Origin of the sequence: Streptomyces poriticola (genome assembly GCF_036689765.1) — a bacterium.
Taxonomy (GTDB): Bacteria; Actinomycetota; Actinomycetes; order Streptomycetales; family Streptomycetaceae; genus Streptomyces; species Streptomyces poriticola.
In genome coordinates, this window is record NZ_JBAGKH010000002.1 from 298,952 (window position 1) to 316,038 (window position 17,087).

At 75.0% G+C, this 17,087-nt stretch carries 12 protein-coding genes; 5 read left to right on the forward strand and 7 right to left on the reverse strand.

Annotated features, from left to right (window positions below; translation table 11 throughout):
• Positions 1–754: 754 nt before the first annotated feature.
• On the reverse strand, positions 755–1,567 hold the full coding sequence (locus V5O46_RS04010) for a GntR family transcriptional regulator (RefSeq protein ID WP_332882990.1): 813 nt from the start codon (positions 1,565–1,567) through the stop codon (positions 755–757).
• Positions 1,568–1,803: 236 nt separating this feature from the next.
• Between V5O46_RS04010 and V5O46_RS04015 the strand changes: the two genes are divergently transcribed.
• Together V5O46_RS04015 and V5O46_RS04020 are read left to right on the forward strand one after the other, a co-directional pair.
• The gene (locus V5O46_RS04015) at positions 1,804–2,649 is read left to right on the forward strand and encodes a (2Fe-2S)-binding protein (RefSeq protein ID WP_332882991.1); all 846 of its coding nucleotides are present in this window, start codon (positions 1,804–1,806) and stop codon (positions 2,647–2,649) included.
• A gap of 248 nt (positions 2,650–2,897) precedes the next feature.
• The gene (locus V5O46_RS04020) at positions 2,898–3,956 is read left to right on the forward strand and encodes a DUF2637 domain-containing protein (protein ID WP_332882992.1); all 1,059 of its coding nucleotides are present in this window, start codon (positions 2,898–2,900) and stop codon (positions 3,954–3,956) included.
• Between the two features lie 51 nt (positions 3,957–4,007).
• Here the strand turns inward: V5O46_RS04020 and V5O46_RS04025 are convergent, their stop codons facing one another.
• The 3 genes from V5O46_RS04025 to V5O46_RS04035 form a co-directional block, all read right to left on the reverse strand.
• Entirely contained in the window at positions 4,008–4,496 is a 489-nt protein-coding gene (locus V5O46_RS04025; RefSeq protein ID WP_332882993.1) for an ATP-binding protein, read from the reverse strand.
• A 214-nt stretch (positions 4,497–4,710) separates the two neighbouring features.
• Positions 4,711–6,453 (reverse strand): pyruvate dehydrogenase, encoded by a 1,743-nt coding sequence (locus V5O46_RS04030; protein ID WP_332882994.1) that lies wholly within the window; start codon positions 6,451–6,453, stop codon positions 4,711–4,713.
• 80 nt (positions 6,454–6,533) lie between these two features.
• Positions 6,534–8,408: a protein phosphatase 2C domain-containing protein gene (locus tag V5O46_RS04035; RefSeq protein WP_408648902.1), complete on the reverse strand. Its 1,875-nt coding sequence runs from the start codon at positions 8,406–8,408 to the stop codon at positions 6,534–6,536.
• 545 nt (positions 8,409–8,953) lie between these two features.
• Here V5O46_RS04035 and V5O46_RS04040 point away from each other — a divergent pair.
• From V5O46_RS04040 to V5O46_RS04050, 3 genes are all read left to right on the forward strand, one after another.
• Positions 8,954–9,937 carry a helix-turn-helix domain-containing protein gene (locus V5O46_RS04040; RefSeq protein ID WP_332882996.1) on the forward strand — a complete coding sequence of 328 codons (984 nt, stop codon included), beginning with the start codon at positions 8,954–8,956 and terminating at the stop codon, positions 9,935–9,937.
• A gap of 488 nt (positions 9,938–10,425) precedes the next feature.
• Positions 10,426–10,908 (forward strand): DUF456 domain-containing protein, encoded by a 483-nt coding sequence (locus V5O46_RS04045; protein WP_332882997.1) that lies wholly within the window; start codon positions 10,426–10,428, stop codon positions 10,906–10,908.
• A 525-nt stretch (positions 10,909–11,433) separates the two neighbouring features.
• Positions 11,434–11,883 carry a hypothetical protein gene (locus V5O46_RS04050; RefSeq protein ID WP_332882998.1) on the forward strand — a complete coding sequence of 150 codons (450 nt, stop codon included), beginning with the start codon at positions 11,434–11,436 and terminating at the stop codon, positions 11,881–11,883.
• A 102-nt stretch (positions 11,884–11,985) separates the two neighbouring features.
• Here V5O46_RS04050 and fxsT read toward each other — a convergent pair whose 3' ends face one another.
• The 3 genes from fxsT to rsgA all read right to left on the reverse strand — a co-directional run bounded on the left by fxsT (position 11,986) and on the right by rsgA (position 17,030).
• Entirely contained in the window at positions 11,986–14,145 is a 2,160-nt protein-coding gene (gene fxsT / locus V5O46_RS04055) for an FxSxx-COOH system tetratricopeptide repeat protein (protein WP_332882999.1), read from the reverse strand.
• 124 nt (positions 14,146–14,269) lie between these two features.
• On the reverse strand, positions 14,270–15,697 hold the full coding sequence (locus V5O46_RS04060) for a DNA-3-methyladenine glycosylase 2 family protein (protein WP_332883202.1): 1,428 nt from the start codon (positions 15,695–15,697) through the stop codon (positions 14,270–14,272).
• A 166-nt stretch (positions 15,698–15,863) separates the two neighbouring features.
• On the reverse strand, positions 15,864–17,030 hold the full coding sequence (gene rsgA, locus V5O46_RS04065; protein ID WP_332883000.1) for a ribosome small subunit-dependent GTPase A: 1,167 nt from the start codon (positions 17,028–17,030) through the stop codon (positions 15,864–15,866).
• Between the last annotated feature and the right edge of the window lie 57 nt (positions 17,031–17,087).

The window sequence follows — 17,087 nt, forward strand, 5'->3', positions numbered from 1 at the left end:
ACGCCGGCCGGGCCGCGGAGACCCGGCGCGGGACCGGCACGCGCCGCGGGCGCCCGGGCCACCCACGCGCGGGGACCGCACCAGGGGCACCGGGCGCCCAAGCGGAGCGGATCGGCAGCCCCCGGCGCTCCGCACGGACCCGGGGACGACATGCGCCGTGCGGCGCTCCCACCCCGCGGGACGCGCATCGGTCCGCAGGCCGGGGGCCTGGGGCCGATCCCGGGATCAGCCCGTGGACCGGGGGCAGGGGTCGGTCCGGGGGGTGGGGATCGACCCGGGTCAGGAAGGTCCGGAAGGTCCTGGGCCGCGGGTTGGGAATCCGTCCGGGGGCCGGGGCCATGCGGGGACCGAGGGCCAGTGCGGGGACCGAGGGCCTGTGCGGGGACCGATCCGCGGCCGGGGCCGGGGACCACGCCGGGAGCCGTCCGCGAGCCCAGGGCGGGGGACGCGGACCGATCCGCAGGCCGGGGGCCGGAGACGACGCCAGACATCCGCCCCCAAGCCGACAGCCCGCGACACGGCCGATCCGCAGGCCGACGGCCGGGGACGAGGCCGGAAATGCGCCCGCGAGCCGGAACCAGGACCAGGGATCGATCCGCAGGCCGGGAACCACGGGGGATCCGTCCGCGAGACGAGGGGCCGGGTTCCATGCCGGGGAGCCGTCCGCGGGCCGAGGGGCGCGGGCCGCGGGCCGAGGCCCGCGGCAGGGATCGCGGGCCGTGCGGCGGGCGGGCGGGCCGTGCGGCGGGCGGGATCAGGACGGGCCGGTGAAGTGGTCGGTGACCAGGGCTCGTACCGCGTCCGCGTCGCCGGCGATCAGGGCGTCCAGCAGGGCGGTGTGTTCGCGGGCGTCGGCGACCAGGTCGGCGCGGCCCCGGGAGGCCGTTGGGCCGGACTGCGGCCACTGGGCGCGGCGGTGGAGTTCCTCGGCGATCTGCACGAGCTGCTCGTTGCCGGCGAGTGCGAGCACCGCGCGGTGGAAGGCCCGGTCGGCCTCGGCGTACGTCGCCCGGCAGCCGACGGCCGCGGCCCGCACGGTCGCCTCGGCCAGCGGGCGCAGTTCGGCCCAGCGTCCGGCGGGCACGGTGCGGGCCAGCCGCAGCATCACCGGTACCTCCAGCAGGGCGCGGACCTCGGCCAGTTCGGCGAGCTCCCGGGCGCCCCGCTCGACCACGCGGAAGCCTCGGTTCGGTACGACCTCGACGGCGCCCTCCAGCGCGAGCTGCTGCATCGCCTCCCGTACCGGGGTGGCGGAGACGCCGAAGCGTTCGCCGAGCGCGGGGCCGGAGTAGACCTCGCCGGGCCGCAGTTCGCCGGTGACCAGGGCGGTGCGCAGGGCGTCGAGGATCTGCCCGCGCACGGAGGTCCGCTGCACCGGGCGCCGGGTGCGCGCCCCCGGCAGGCCGGCCTCGCCGTGCGTGTGCTCGCCGCGCACCCCGGAGGATGCGGGCGCCGCAGGCAGTGGCCCGCCCGCCGCGGCCCGGGGCTGGGCCGGCACGCGGGCGGCCCCGGACGTGCGGGGTCGGGCGGCCTCCGTCCCGGCGTAGCCTCGAGCGCCCTGCTTCACGGCTCCTCCAGAGGCGTGTCGGTCCATGTATCGGTACATAGGGTCATGACGGCGGGTTGCTACCCGTCCGTCAGCACGATAGGCGCACCGGTCGTCAGTTCACATCCCGATCAAGTCCCGATCACATCCCGATCGGCGTCCGGCCGGATCCCGGGGATCACAGACCATCCAAGCTTAGGTAAGGTAAGGCTTACCTGAAACAGCCCGTTGCACCCGACGTGGATCGGTGGTCTCGCATGTCTGTGTCCCGCTCGGCCGTCGCGGACTCCTACGCGCGTCTGTCCGAGGTCCTTCCGGGCCTGGCGGTGACCCAGCCGGGCGCCGGGGAGGCCGCCCCGCGGGGCGGCGGCTGGGTCCGTGCCGCATCGCTCGCGGAGGGCGGGGCCGACCTGGAGTCCTTCCTGGCCTGGGACGACGCGCAGGTGCTGCGCGACTACGGACAGCGGGCGCGGCCCGACGTGGTGGCCGGCTTCGGTCTGCACCGGTACGCGTGGCCGGCCTGTCTGCTGATCACCGTGCCCTGGTTCCTGCACCGTCGGGTGCCGCGCTACCCCGTGACGCATGTCTCGTACGACCGGACCGCCGCGGGACTGCCGCTGGGCCGGATGGCCGCCCGCCCGGCCGGCTTCGCCTGCCTGCCCGGCGACCCGGCCGCCGCACTCCCCGGCGCCCGCGTCGTCGCGGACGAGGAGGCGCTGCGCGCCGAGGTGCGGTCCGCGGTCGCCGAGCACCTGGAACCGGTACTGGCCGGTTTCGCCCCGCGCATGCGGCGGCGCGGGCGCGCCCTGTGGGGCATGGCGACCGACGAGGTGGTCGAAGGCCTCTGGTACGTCGCCCATCTCCTCGGCGAGCAGGAGCGGGCCCGGCACGAACTGGAACAGCTGCTGCCGGGCGCGACCCGGCCGTACGTGGGCACGGCCGCCTTCCGCGAGCTGACCGGCCCGAACGGCGAGCCGCTGCACACCCGGGACCGGGCGAGCTGCTGCATGTTCTACACGCTGCGCCCCGAGGACACCTGCGCCACCTGCCCACGCACCTGCGACGCGGACCGGGTCGAGAAGCTGCTGGCCGCGGCGGGCTGACCCGACGGACTGAAGCAACGGGCCGACGCGGCGGGCCGACAGCGCGGGAAGCGACCCCGGAACCACCCGCAGGGGTTGTCTTGTTCGAACTCAACTCACAGACATCAAGCGACAGTTCGAGCAGAACGGTGTCCCCGGGGCCCCACTGACACCTACTTGGCGGCCTCTTCCCCGAAACCCCCTGACCACCGTCGGGCTTGGGCCACTATGGCGGGCGTCACGCCCTATCCCAAGGCAGGGGACCCCAGATGAAACTGACCGACATATCGCTGAACTGGCTGCTGCCGGGCGCCGTCCTGCTCCTGGGCATGCTGGCGGCGGTAGCGGTGCTGGCGCGTGGCAGGCGCGCCGCGGGGAAGGACGCCAGGGCCGACGACTCCTGGGAACGTGCCGAGGAACGCCGACGGCGCAAGGAAGCCGTCTACGGCACCGTCTCCTATGTCCTCCTCTTCTGCTGTGCCGCGGTCGCCGCGGCACTCTCCTTCCACGGTCTGGTCGGCTTCGGCGAGCAGAATCTCGGCCTGAGCGGCGGCTGGCAGTACCTGGTCCCGTTCGGCCTCGACGGGGCGGCGATGTTCTGCTCCGTGCTCGCGGTGCGCGAGGCCAGCCACGGCGACGCGGCGCTCGGCTCCCGGATACTCGTGTGGACGTTCGCCTTCGCCGCGGCGTGGTTCAACTGGGTGCATGCGCCCCGCGGCGCGGGGCACGCGGGGGCTCCGCACTTCTTCGCGGGCATGTCCCTGTCGGCGGCGGTCCTCTTCGACCGCGCACTGAAGCAGACCCGCCGGGCCGCGCTGCGGGAGCAGGGCCTGGTGCCGCGTCCGCTGCCGCAGATCCGTATCGTGCGCTGGCTGCGCGCACCCCGAGAGACCTACCGTGCCTGGTCGCTGATGCTGCTGGAGGGGGTGCGCAGCCTCGACGAGGCGGTCGAGGAGGTCCGCGACGACAAGCGCCGCAAGGACGAGGAGCGGCAGCGCCGACGCGGCCAGGAGCGTCTGGAGCGGGCCCGGCTGAAGGCGATCAGCAGGGGGCACCGGGGCTTCGTCGGCCGCGGCGGCCGCCAGGTCGAGGTCGAGGTGCAGGCGGTGGACCGGGGCGCCGACCGGGTGTCCGCGGAGCCTGCCATACCGGCGCAGCCGTCCGCACCGGAGCAGTTGCCCGTACGCCGGCGCCCCTCCCTCCAGCCGGTACGAGGCGGCGGTGACGCGGTCACCGTCGACCTCACCGCGGAGGACGACACCCAGGCCCTGCCGCGGCTGGACTCCCTCGAGCAGAAACTGAAGGATCTGGAGCAGCAGTTCGGCTAGGTCCCGTACTACGGCCAGGCCACCGGGCGCACCCTGCAGCCTCTCCTCGGCTCAGGCGGCCTCGGCCCCGGCTTCGGCCCCGGCCTCCAGTTCGAACCAGACCGCCTTGCCCACTCCGTGCGCCCGCACTCCCCACGCGTCCGCGAGGGACTGCACCAGCATCAGCCCCCGGCCGTGCGTGCTGTCGTCGCAGGCGGGAACGCGCGGCCGGGGAAAGCGCCCGACGAAGTCCCGCACCTCCACGCGCAGCGCGCGGGGCCCGACGGTGGCCGTGAGCACCGCGTCCCGGTCGGTGTGGACGAGTGCGTTGGTGACCAGTTCGCTGGTCAGCAGCTCCGCGATGTCCGACTGACCGGGACGGCCCCAGTGCCGCAGCAGCCCGCGCAGTGCCCGGCGGCTGTCGGGCACCCCCCGCAGATCGCCCCGGCCGAGTCTGCGGCGCAGCCGGGGCGCCCCCGCCGCCCGCTCGCCGCCCCGCACCGCCGTGCCGTCGTCCTGCTCCTCGGCGCCGTGGCCCACCGAGGAGGTCCCGACCGCCATGGGACCGCCCCCTCGTGCCTGACTCACCCTGTCCCCCGTCCCCGTGTGGATGGTCCGTTCTCTCCCTCTCGAACACGTTCACGGGGATCCTTGCCCGATCGGACCCCGGGCAGTCATGTCGAATGCTCAACGACCGCATCCACGGCGGTGACTTCGGCCACCGGTTCGACTCGCCCCGGCTCCGGGAGAGGAAGTCCTGACCGGGAAGTGACCGCTAGGGCCGCGGGACGTTGCGCAGGTTGGAGCGGGCCATCTGGAGCATGCGGCCTACCCCGCCGTCCAGGACGATCTTGGAGGCGGAGAGCGCGAAGCCGGTCACCATCTCGGCGCTGATCTTCGGCGGGATGGAGAGGGCGTTGGGATCCGTGACGACGTCGACGAGGGCCGGGCCCTTGTGTCGGAAGGCGGCCTTGAGCGCCCCGGCCAGCTGCTTGGGCTTCTCGACCCGGACGCCGAAGGCGCCGCAGGCCTCGGCGACGGCCGCGAAGTCAGGGTTCCTGTTCGCCGTGCCGTACGACGGCAGCCCGGCGACCAGCATCTCCAGCTCGACCATCCCCAGGGACGAGTTGTTGAACAGCACCACCTTCACCGGCAGGTCGTACTGGACGAGGGTGAGGAAGTCGCCCATCAGCATGGTGAAGCCGCCGTCGCCGGACAGCGACACGACCTGCCGCCGCCGGTCGGTGAACTGGGCGCCGATCGCCATCGGCAGCGCGTTCGCCATCGAGCCGTGCGAGAAGGAGCCGATGATCCGGCGGCGCCCGTTGGGCGAGAGATAGCGGGCGGCCCAGACGTTGCACATCCCCGTGTCGACGGTGAACACCGCGTCGTCGGCGGCGGCCTCGTCGAGCACCGCCGCCACGTACTCGGGGTGGATCGGCACATGCTTGCCGACCTTGCGGGTGTAGGCCTTGACCACCCCCTCCAGCGCGTCGGCGTGCTTCTTCAGCATCCGGTCCAGGAACCGCCGGTCGGTCTTCTCCCGGACCCGTGGGATCAGACACCGCAGGGTCTCGCGGGCGTCGCCCCACACCGCGAGGTCCAGTGTGGAGCGGCGGCCCAGGTTCTCGGGGCGCACGTCGATCTGGGCGATCCGCACGTCGTCGGGCAGGAAGGCGTTGTACGGGAAGTCGGTGCCGAGCAGGATCAGCAGGTCGCACTCGTGGGTGGCCTCGTAGGCGGCGCCGTAGCCGAGGAGTCCGCTCATGCCGACGTCGTACGGGTTGTCGTACTGGATCCACTCCTTGCCGCGCAGTGCGTGCCCGACCGGGGACTTGATCCGTCCGGCGAGTTCCATCACCTCGGCGTGGGCGCCGGCCGTACCGCTGCCGCAGAACAGGGTGACCTTGCCTGCGTCGTCGATCAGCCGCACCAACCGGTCGATCTCGTCGTCACCGGGGCGGACGGTGGGCCGGGAGGTGACCAGCGCCGTCTCGGCGGCCCGTACCGGCGCGGGCTGTGCGGCGATGTCACCGGGCAGGGAGACGACGCTGACGCCGGAGCGGCCGATCGCGTTCTGGATGGCGGTGTGCAGCAGCCGGGGCATCTGCCGCGGGTTGGAGATCAGTTCGCTGTAGTGGCTGCACTCGCGGAACAGCTGGTCCGGGTGGGTCTCCTGGAAGTAGCCGAGACCGATCTCGCTGGAGGGGATCTGCGAGGCGAGGGCGAGCACCGGGGCCATGGAGCGGTGGGCGTCGTACAGGCCGTTGATGAGGTGGAGGTTGCCGGGGCCGCAGGACCCGGCGCACGCGGTCAGCTTCCCGGTGATCTGCGCCTCCGCGCCGGCCGCGAAGGCGGCGGTCTCCTCGTGCCGGACGTGCACCCAGTCGATGTCCCGGTGGCGGCGTACGGCGTCCACGACCGGGTTGAGGCTGTCGCCCACGACACCGTAGAGGCGCTCGACCCCGGCGCGGGTGAGGATGTCGACGAACTGTTCCGCGACGCTCTGTCTGGCCATGGCGTTCCGTAAGCCCTTCGGTCACCGGCGGACCCGCGCGTTCCGGTCCCTCGGTCTCCATGGAGACACAACGGACGCCGTCACGCCTCCCACACGGCCACGGCCGTACGGTCGTCGGCGTAGCCCTTGACCCGGGTGCGGCAGTCGGCCAGAAACTCCGTGAGGCCGGGCGGGGTGCCGCCGGACCACCGTGCGGCCAGGTGGGCGGCGAGTTCGGCCTCGCCGTGCAACGGCTCGGCCAGGCCCGCGCTGCACATCAGCAGCACATCACCCGGGCGGGCGACGGAGGCGCGGAACCGGAAGGGTTCCCGGGGCGGCCCGGGCCGCGGGTCGTCGTACGGGCTCGGGGGTGTCGGGATACCGAGGTCCATGGTGAGCCGGTCGCCGTCGGGCGGCTCGGCGGGCCGTGACCCGAAGCCGACGACCGGTTCGCCGACGGTGTCGGAAGGATGCGGCTCCATGTCCTGCCAGCTGCCGTCCCTCAGCCGGGTCAGCCCGCCCGCCCCGACACCGAAGAACACCCGGGTACGGCACCGGGGGTCCGCGGGCAGCAGAAGACAGCGCAGGGTGGCGGAGTACGCCTCCGGGGGCAGGCCCTGTTCGGCGGCGGCGGCCCGGAGTCTGCCGAGACTGCGGTCGGTGAGGCGGTGCAGGCCGGATTTCAGGTCGCCGCGCCGGCCGGCCCGGAGGTCCTCCGCCAGCCGGACGTGGCTGCGGCCCACGGCCCGGCCGATCCACCGGCAGACCTCGGCGGCGGCGCGGTGCGCCCCGGCCGTGGCGCGGGCGCCGGTCGCCGTCGCCACCAGGACCAGGGCCTGCTCCCCCGCGCCGAACCGGGTGGTCAGCAGCGCGTCGCGGCGCGGGTCGCCGCGGTACCTCGCGGAGTCGCCGCGCACCGAGACGGCCCGCAGTGTGCAGGCACCGTACCGGGCCCCGTCCAGCACGGTGTCCGCCACCAGGTCCGCGAGCCCGTCGGGATCGGCGAGCGGCAGCGCGGTGGGCTCGGCGTCGTAGGTCGGCGGCCCGGACCCCACGTGGTCCCGCGCGGTGGGCACCTCGGCCGCCGCGGGAGGGACGGGCCGCCCGGCGGGTGCGTCGGGCGGCGGCATGCCGCTGTCGGGTCCGCCCGTGCCGGGGGCCGGGTCTGCGGGCCCGGGCCGCGGGCCCCGGCCCTCCCCGGGCAAGGCCCCGGACCTCCCGGCCCGCGGAGAGCCGCCGGCCCGGCGTTCGGGGGCCGTGGGCGGTGCGGCCGTGGGCGGGGGAGGTGGTGCGTCCGGCGCACCGCCCGGTGCCGGCGAGGGTGGCCCGCCGCCGGGTCCGCCGGACACGGGCGGGCGGTCCTCCCGGGGGCCGGGGGTCTGCGCGGGCGGCGCGGGGAAGCGGTCGGGCGGTGTGCGGGCGCCCGGGACGGTCGGGGCGGGAGTCTCGGCGGGACGCGGCGACGCTGTCCCGGCGCGGGGGTCGGGCGGCGCGGACCGGCCGGGCGGCCCGGGTTGCCCGGCCGACGCAGGCTGACCAGGCGGCGCAGGCTGACCAGGCGGCGCAGGATCTCCGAGCGACGCCGGGTGACCGGGCGACGCAGCTTCACCGGGCGATCCGGAGTCACCGGGCAGCGCACCTTCACCGGGCGATCCGGAGTCACCGGGCGACGCGGGCTGACGAGACGCCTCGGACTCGTCGGACGGCCCCGGTCGGCCGGACGAGCCGGATCGATCGGGCGGCGCGGAGCGGAGCGGCTGGCCGGGGCGGCCCGGCGGTTCGGGGCCGGGTGGGAAGGTCACCGGGCCGGTGGAGGTGGCAGGCGGCGGTTCCCAGGGGGCGCGGGGGGGTGGGGGGCCGGTGCGGGGCGGGGCCGGTGTCCGGTCGTCAGAGCTCGGCCGTGGCAGCCACGGCCCTCGGGTACGGGGCCCCGGAGGTCCGGTCCGGGCGGGTGGTTCGGTGCGTCCGCCGGGCAGTCGGCTCGAGGGTGACGCGGGCGGTTCGTCCGGAGCTCGGGCGGGCGGAGAGCCGGAGCCCTCGCCCGGGGCGTCCGCCGGGGCGGGTACGTCGCCGGGGGCGCCGCTCCGCGGGGCGGTCGCTCGGGATGCGGAGGCGAACCGGTCGTCCACGGAATCGCCGGTGGGCGCTGGGCCCGTGTCGCCGGCGGCGGCATCGTACAACTCGCCCCACCAGTCGTCCTCGTGGCCGGTGGGCCTTCCCCCCTGCTGGCTCATGCCGGTCATTGTCCACGGCGGGGGCCGGGGGAAAACGGGGCATCCGGAAAATCCCGGCACCCCGGGGCGCAGAGCGCGGCGTGTCGGGTGACTCGCCGAATGGACGTGCGACTCGAAAGCCGGACGGTTCCACCCCCCACGGGAGAACCGCCCGGCAGGGTCACCTTGGCAGACTGACCGCAACCAGGACGATGATGGTCCGAGGCGGGTTTGCGCCGTGGCCGGTTTCCGCCACTTTCCGCCACGGAGGCACCGCAGAGCTGCGAAGTCGGGAGGGGCGACGCCTGATGCTGGGAGTGCTGGGGCTGGAGGAGCCGCAGGAGTCGGCGTACCGGGCGCTGGTGTCGGTCGGCGCCGCCGACGTGCCCGACCTCGCCCGGCGGCTGGCACTCGGCGAACAGGACACCGAGCGCGCGCTGCGCCGGCTGGAGCAGAACGGCCTGGCGGCCCAGTCGTCGGCCCGGCCGGGCCGGTGGGTGGCCGCACCGCCGGGCGTGGCCCTGGGCGCGCTGCTCACCCAACAGCGGCACGAGCTGGAGAAGGCGGAGCTGGCGACAGCCCTGCTGGCGGAGGAGTACCGCGCGGCGATGTCGGAGCCCGCCGTGCACGACCTGGTCGAGGTGGTGATCGGCGCGGCGGCGGTGGCGCAGCGATTTCTGCAGCTGCAGCTCGGCGCCAGCGACGAGGTGTGCGCGCTGGTCACCGGCACCCCGGTGGCCGTCACCGGGATGGAGAACCACGCCGAGGAGCAGGCGGCCGGGCGTGGGGTCCGCTACCGGGCGGTGCTGGAGCGCGCCGTGCTGGACCGGCCACAGGGCATCACCGAGCTGACCGCGGCCCTCGACCGGGACGAGCAGGTACGGGTGGTGGACCGGGTGCCGACCAAGCTGGTGGTCGCCGACCGGACGCTCGCCCTGGTGCCGCTCACCGCACACTCGGCGGAGCCCGCCGCGCTGGTGGTCCACGCCAGCGGACTGCTGGAACTGCTCTCGGCGCTGTTCGAGTCGGTGTGGCGGGCCGCGCTGCCGCTGCGGCTCGGCGCATCCGGTGTCACCGAGCAGGACCCGGACGGCCCCGACGCCACCGACCTGGAGATCCTGTCGCTGCTCCTGGCGGGTCTGACCGATGCCAGCGTCGCCAAACAGCTCGACCTGGGCCTGCGGACCGTGCAGCGCCGGGTGAAGCGGCTGATGGAGCTGACGGGTGTGACGACCCGGCTGCAGCTGGGCTGGCACGCATACGAGCGCGGCTGGGTGGCCCGCGGGCGCTGAGCGGGCGCGGGCCAGGGCACGCCGGGCACGCGCACGCCGGGCGCGGTCACGCCGGGCGACCGGCCGGGCGGGCACGGACACGGCGGGCACGGCCGGAGGCCGTTCGCAGCAGGCGGTGGCCGGGGACGCGGTGCCCCGGGGCACGCCGAACACCGCAGGCCCGGCGGTGCGCGGGCGGCCGGCCACTGCCGGGCGGCGAGGGCATACTGCGGCCGGCCCGCGGCGCCGGCCGCTGTGCGCGCCCAGGCTGCCGCAAGCGATGGCACGCTGCCCGAAGCGACGGCACGCCGCCGCACGGACACACCGGGGCACGGACACGGCGGGCGACCGCCGATCGGGCCCGGACACGGCGGGCGCGGGCACGGCGGCCCCGGGCAGGGCGAACGATCGGCCTGGCGGGCGCGCGTGCGTGCGGCGCGGCCCTCGGCAGCCGGTCCGGACGGGGCCGCGGACCTGCGCGCGCGAAGTGGCTCCGGCACCCTGGGCGGATGGGAGTGGTGGACCTCCTGCTGGTCGGCCTGGTCGTGCTGCTCGGGCTGTGCGGTGTGCTGCTGCCCGGCGTGCCCGGGTCGTGGCTGGTGTGGGCCGCCGTGATGTGGTGGGCGCTGAAGGATCCGCAGCCGCTGTCGTGGGCGGTGCTGGTGGCGGCCACGGCGGTCCTGCTGCTCTCCCGGGCGGTGCGCTGGGCGCTGCCGCCCCGTCGGCTGAAGGCGGGCGGCGCCGACGGCCGCCTGATGGTGTACGCCGGTGCGGGCGCGCTCCTCGGCTTCGTCCTGATCCCCGTCCTCGGCGCGATCCCCGGCTTCATGGGCGGCATCTACCTGGCCGAACGGATCCGCCTCGGCCGCCACGGGGAGGCGCGTGCGGCCCTGCGGACGACGATGCGCTCGGGCGGCTCCAGCGTGCTGACGGAACTGTTCGCCTGTCTGCTGATCGCGGGCGCGTGGCTGGGGGCGGTGTTCGCGGGCTAGCCGGAGTCCGCGTCGGAAGTCACGCCCACAGCTGCAGGGATCCGAGGGGGACGGCAGGCCGACAGGACTCGGCCGTCTGTCGTGCGGCCGGCTCGGCCCGGGCGAGCGCTCGGCAGCAGAGCGAGGCCGAGGCCGGCCACCGCCACGGCGGGGCGCCCGCCCTGCGCCGCAACCGCGACCGTCGGCGGGTCCGGATGCCCTCGCGCGAACCGCTGCCGGTGCGCGGTCTCGCCGATCGGCGCCCGTGAGCCGGCCGCGCGACGCGGAGCGGAGCGGCGCCGACCACCGGGCGGCCACGAAGGCGTCGAAGCTGCCCGCCCGGACCGCTCCATCCCGCTCCATCCCGCTCTGTTCCGCTCTGCTCCGCTCTGCTCCATCCCGCTCCGTCCCGCTCCACCCTCCACCGCCCCGCTCTGGCGGCCTCCTGCACCTCAGGGAGCGACAGGCCGGACCCTGACGGGAACCGAGCCGCCCGCCGGGGCGTTCCACTCTTGGTGAACATCCACTCACGGAGGGTGGCTCGGCATGGATCCGATATCGATAGGTCTGCTCGCGGCCTTGGCGGGCGGTGTAGGCGGCGAGCTGGGCCGGCAGGCGTGGGCGGGGCTGAGTGCCCTGGTACGGCTGCCGTTCCGGCGTGGCCAGGCCGATGCAGATGCCCCTCGGGTCAGTACCGGGGAACCGGAGTTGACAGCCCTGGGGCAGGCGCCGGACGACCGGGCGCGCGCACAGGCCCTCAGCGCCGCCCTCGCCGCTCGCGCCTCGCTGGACCCCGGCTTCGACAGCCGCCTGCGGCAGTGGCACGAGGGGGCGAGGCTGATCCCCACGGAAGTCGGGGACGTGCGGAACAGCATCAGCGGGGGCAGCCAGTACGGGCCTGTGCTGCAGGGCCGGGACTTCTCCGGGATCTCCTTCAGCACACAGCCTCCGCCGCCCCCCGCCCCCGAGGGCGGAACTCCTGCGGCGCGGGACTGAGCGGCGCTGAGGCGGCCCCGCGCGGGGCGGGTGCGCTTCCGGCCCCGCGCGCCGAAAGCGGTCACCGCGCGGGACCGCGGAGGCATGCCGGGCCGGCACCGTTCAGGGGGGACCGTCGGGATCCGGCGCAGCGCGCTGCTGCTCCCGGGCGGCTTCGAGTCGCTCACGCGACCAGCGGGTGTCCGGCTCCTCCGGCCCGAGTTCCCGCTCCCGCTGGGCGAGCGTGCGCTCGTGCAGCGCAACGGCTTCGGCCATCCGGCCCGCAGCGAGATACGAATCGGCCAGATGGGACTGGGACCGGAGAGTGTCACGGTGCTCCGGCCCCAGGACACGCACGCGGTCCGCGACGCTCTGCTCCTGCGCGGCGATGGCCTCCTCGTAGCGCCGCGCATCGTGGTGCGTGTTCGCGATGTTGTGCAGGCACCGCAAGGTGTCCGGGTGGTCCGGTCCCAGCACCTCCGTGCGGCGCTCGAGGACCTGCTGGTGCAGATCCAGTGCCTCATCGAGCCGGCCTGCCTGCTTGTAGGTGAGTGCGAGGTTGTGCATCGACCACAGCACGTCCGTGTGATCGTCGCCGAGGGCCGCTGCACGGTCGCGCAGGACGGCCTCGTGCTGGAGGATGGCCTCGTCGGTTCGCCCCATGGCCTTGCAGGTGATGGCAATCGCCTCCCGCGTCTGGAGGGTGAGCCGGTGCTCCGCGCCGTGCAGCCTCAACCGGGCGTCCAGCGTCGCGGAGTGGACGTCGAGCGCCTCCTCGAGGCTGCCGAGGGCGCGGAGCGCCTCTCCGAGGCGATGGCGGGAGGCGAGGGTGTCGGCGTGCCCCTCTCCCAGTGCCGTCGTCCGCCGGTCGGCGGCCCGCCCCAGAGCCGCACGCGCCTGGCCGGTCCACCCCTGGGCCAGCATGAACGTCCCCACTCCGTGCAGTGCTCCCGCGAGGTCGGCGACCGCTTGTCCCGGCACACCGCCGACCTGCCCCGGCACACCGCCGATCGAGTCGACGAAGGCGTCCAGGGCCTCGGTGTGCGAGATCAGGCCGAGCCAGTGCGGCCAGTCGGCGACCGTCGAGAACGGGTCCTCGGGGAGGGCGGCCCTGAGCAGTCCGCAGGCCGTGGCCGCCTCCCCGCCCTCCGCCGTCATGCCCGACCGGAGCAGCCGTCGCAGGAGCTGGTGGACGCTCACGCTTCCGCGGTCCGCCGTGATCAGCGAATAGGCCCGCAGGAGTTCGATGTCGGAGCGTTGGCGTATCGACGTCCGAGGTTCCGGCGTCAGCAAGCCGAGCGGGATGGTCTCGGGCGCATAGCAGCAGGCGGTCTTGAGGAGACGGACGGCGCTCGGCCGCAGTGCCGCGACGGCGTCGACACTCAGGCGAAGGCTTCGCGCCGTGTTGCGGCGGTGCACGTCCGTCCATGCCGGCGAGTCGAGGAGTTCGCCGGGCTCGGCGTCGAGCAGCCGCTGGTAGCTCTCGTAGGACAGGCCCTGTTCGCGCAGGTAGGCGGAGGCCTGCTGGAGGGCGAGCGGAAGCCCTCCCAGGTCCGCCGCCAGCCGGTGGGCCCCGTCGTCGGCGTCCAGGCCCGTGTGTCCGGAGAGCCATGCCGCGCCGACGGGGGCAGGCAGGGGCTGCACGGTCCTCGCGACCAGCCCGTACTCCGTCCAGTCCACGTCCCATCGCGTGGTCACGACCACCGGCCCGCGATCGATCCGGGCCAGCACGGCGGCCACGTCGCCGGGCGCCTCGACGCTGTCGAGGACGAGCAGCCAGCCGTCGTGGTGGTGCAGCCAGTCCATGGCCCAGGCGGCCGCGTCCGCCGGTGTGCGCCAGTGCCGGTGTCCGGGCAGCAGGTGGTGGGCCAGGGCCGCGAGGCTCCGGGTCAGGGCCGTGCCGTCCTGCGCACTGACCCACCAGGTGATCGGATACCGCTCTCGCAGCGCGCGGGCGGAGTGCAGGGCGAGTTCGGTCTTGCCCACGCCGGGCATGCCGACGAGTGCCACGCCGAAGGCGTCGTCGGTGGGCGCCTCGAGCAGCCGGACGACTTCGGTCAGATCGTCGTCGCGCCCCCACAGGCGACCGGACGGGAGCCGTGGCGGGTTCGCCGCGGGCGTGAACGCGTGGACGTCCGATGCCAGCGGCAGCCCCGACTCGTGGAAGTGCGTGTGCACGCCGCCCTTGACCGTGCCGGCCTGGACGACCGGCCCGAAGACGGTACCCGACAGATCGTTCCTGGTGACTTCCCGCTCCGTGCCGTCGGCCGCGCCCTCCGCCATACGTGCCCCCCTTCGTCCCCGGGATACAGCGTGGCACAGGTCCGTCGGCCTGGGACCGCACCGCACGGCGGTCTTCGTGGCCCACCTACATGCGCGGCTCCCGCCGAACCGCCCGGGCGACGGTTCACGGCAGGCGAGTGCCGGCCGACCCGTCCGCTCCGGGCGCCCGGGCGGCGTCGGCGGTGCGCAGGTGGTGGACGGCGTAGGTGCGCCAGGGGCGCCAGCTGTCGGGGGTGTCCGTGCCGGGCGGGGCGACGTCCGGGTCGCCGAGGGCGCGGGCCCGGATCTCGGCGGCGGTGCGGAGGTCGATGCCGGGCACGGCGAGCAGCGCCTGCTCGGCGTCGTCCCGGTCCGCGCCGGGGTCGAGACGTACGGTGCCGTCGGCCAGGGCGGCGGCGAGCGCACCCGGGGTGCTGCGCGGTTCGGCCTCGGCCAGCGCGCCGGGTTCGGGGAACAGGTGGGTGAGGGTGCCGCAGGGGGCGTCCAGCGTCTTGCCGTACGCCTGGACCAGCCGCTCCGCCTCCGCCCTCCCGGCCAGTGCCCGGACCGCCAGTTCGGCCGGGTCGGCGGCGCCCGGGGCGCGCAGCCCGGGGCGGGCGGTCACCAGCGGAGCGAGCCGCGGGTCGGCGCCGAGTCGCGCGTCGACGGCGTAGGGGTCGGCATCCAGGTCGAACAGCCGGCGCAGCCGCTGCGCGGCGGTGGTCAGGTCGCGGGGGTCGGTCAGGTGCAGCCGGGCGTCGAGCCAGCCGCCGGTGCGGTTCCTCGGGGCGCCGGTGCGTTCGCCGACGGCGACGATGCCGGTGCCGTAAGGCAGGCGCAGGGTGCGCCGGTAGACGCGGCGGCCGGGCGGGCCGGTCACCTCCTCGATGCCGGCGACGGCCTCCCGCCGGAGCAGGTCGAAGACGGGTCCGGCCTGGTACGGGCCCCGGTGGGCGAGCCGCAGCGGGATCCCGGCGGATGTGCCGGTGCCCTGGTGGGCGGGGCGGGTGCCGCCGGGAGCGGTGGCGCGCAGGGCGCTGGGGGTGGCCGCGTACACCGCCCGGATCGTGTCGTTGAACTGACGGACGCTGGCGAATCCTGAGGCGAACGCGATCTCGGTGACCGGCATACCCGTGGTCTGCAGCAGAACGCGTGCGGTGTGGGCCCGCTGGGCTCGGGCGAGTGCCACCGGACCGGCCCCCAGCTCGGCGGTGAGCTGCCGCTGGACCTGCCGGGCACTGTAGCCGAGGCGGGTGGCGAGCCCGGCGACGCCCTCCCGGTCGACCACGCCGTCGCCGATCAGCCGCATGGCCCGGCCGACGACGTCCGCGCGGACGTTCCAGTCCGGCGAGCCCGGCACGGCGTCCGGGCGGCACCGCCGGCAGGCCCGGAAGCCCGCGCCCTGCGCGGCGGCGGCCGTCGCGAAGAACCGCACGTTGTGCCGCCGCGGCGGCACCGCCGGGCAGCTGGGCCGGCAGTAGATGCCGGTGGTCTCGACGGCGAAGAAGAACACCCCGTCGAACCGGGCGTCGCGGCTGCGCACCGCCTCGTACCTGCTGTCCTCGGCCGGCATCCCGCCGCCCGTCACCCGTCCGGTCACCGGGCCCTTCACATGTCGCTTCACATGTTCCAGTCTCCGCCGGCCCCGGGTCCGGGGCTGGCGGAAATCGGACACGGCGGGCGTATGCGCCCAGGAACCGGCTCCCTAGGGGAGGCGTCCGCGCTTCGCCGACGGCTCCCTAGGGGAGGCGTCCGCGCTTCGCCGCCATTCCCGCCCTCCCCTCGGCGTCCCGGCGCTTCCACTCCTTGCGCATCTCGGCGCGCAGCCTGGCGTCGTTCTTGGCGACGATGCGCTGGTTCTCCCGCATCAGCTTGCGGTAGCTCTCCAGCCGCCGCACGGGCAGGTCGCCGCTGTCGACGGCGGCCCGCACCGCGCAGCCCGGTTCGCTCCGGTGGGCGCAGTCCTGGAAGCGGCACTCCGCGGCGAGTTCCTCGATCTCGGCGAAGACCTGGCCGACGCCGGCGCCGGCGTCCCACAGGCCGACGCCGCGCAGTCCGGGCGTGTCGATGAGTACGCCCCCGCCGGGCATCACCAGCAGATTGCGGGTGGTCGTGGTGTGCCGCCCCTTGCCGTCGACGTCACGGACGGTCTGTACGTCCATGATGTCCGCGCCCAGGAGCGCGTTGGCGAGGGTGGACTTGCCGGCGCCGGACTGCCCGAGCAGCACCGCGGTGCCCCCTGCGACGGTCGCGGCGAGGACGTCCAGCCCGTCGCTCTGCGTCGCACTGACGGTGAGCACGGGCACGCCGGGGGCACTGGTCTCCACGTCCTGCACGAGGTGCGCCCGGGTGACCGGGTCCGGCACCAGGTCGGCCTTGGTGAGGACGACGACGGGCTGGGCGCCGGACTCCCGGGAGTCCGGCGACGTACGCATCAGTGCCTCACCCGTCGAACCGGACATCGCGAGCGCGAGGAACCGTTCGATCCGCCCCAGGTCGAGTTCGACCGCGAGCGACACACAGATGACGATGTGGTCGATGTTGGCGGCCAGCACCTGGCCCTCGGAACGCTTGGACGACGTCGACCGCACGAAGGCCGTACGGCGCGGGAGGATCGTGCGCGCGTACCGCGGATCACCGCCCTCGGGATCGACGGCGACCCAGTCCCCCGTACACACGACTTTCATCGGGTCACGGGGAACGACGAACTCGGTGTCGGCCCGGACGACGCCGGTGGAGGTGGCGACGTCACACTGACCGCGGTCGACCCGTACGACCCGGCCGGGGACCAGACCCTGCGCGGCGTACGGGGCGAACTCCGCTGCCCAGCCCTCATGCCAACCGTAGGCGGCGAGGACGTGCTGAGCGTCAGAAGTGGGAGACGTGTTGAGCGAAGCGTTGAACAAAGGGAACCCTTCGAAGGGTGGCCCCGGCGGCGCGCTCTGCGCGCGTAGGTCGAGTGG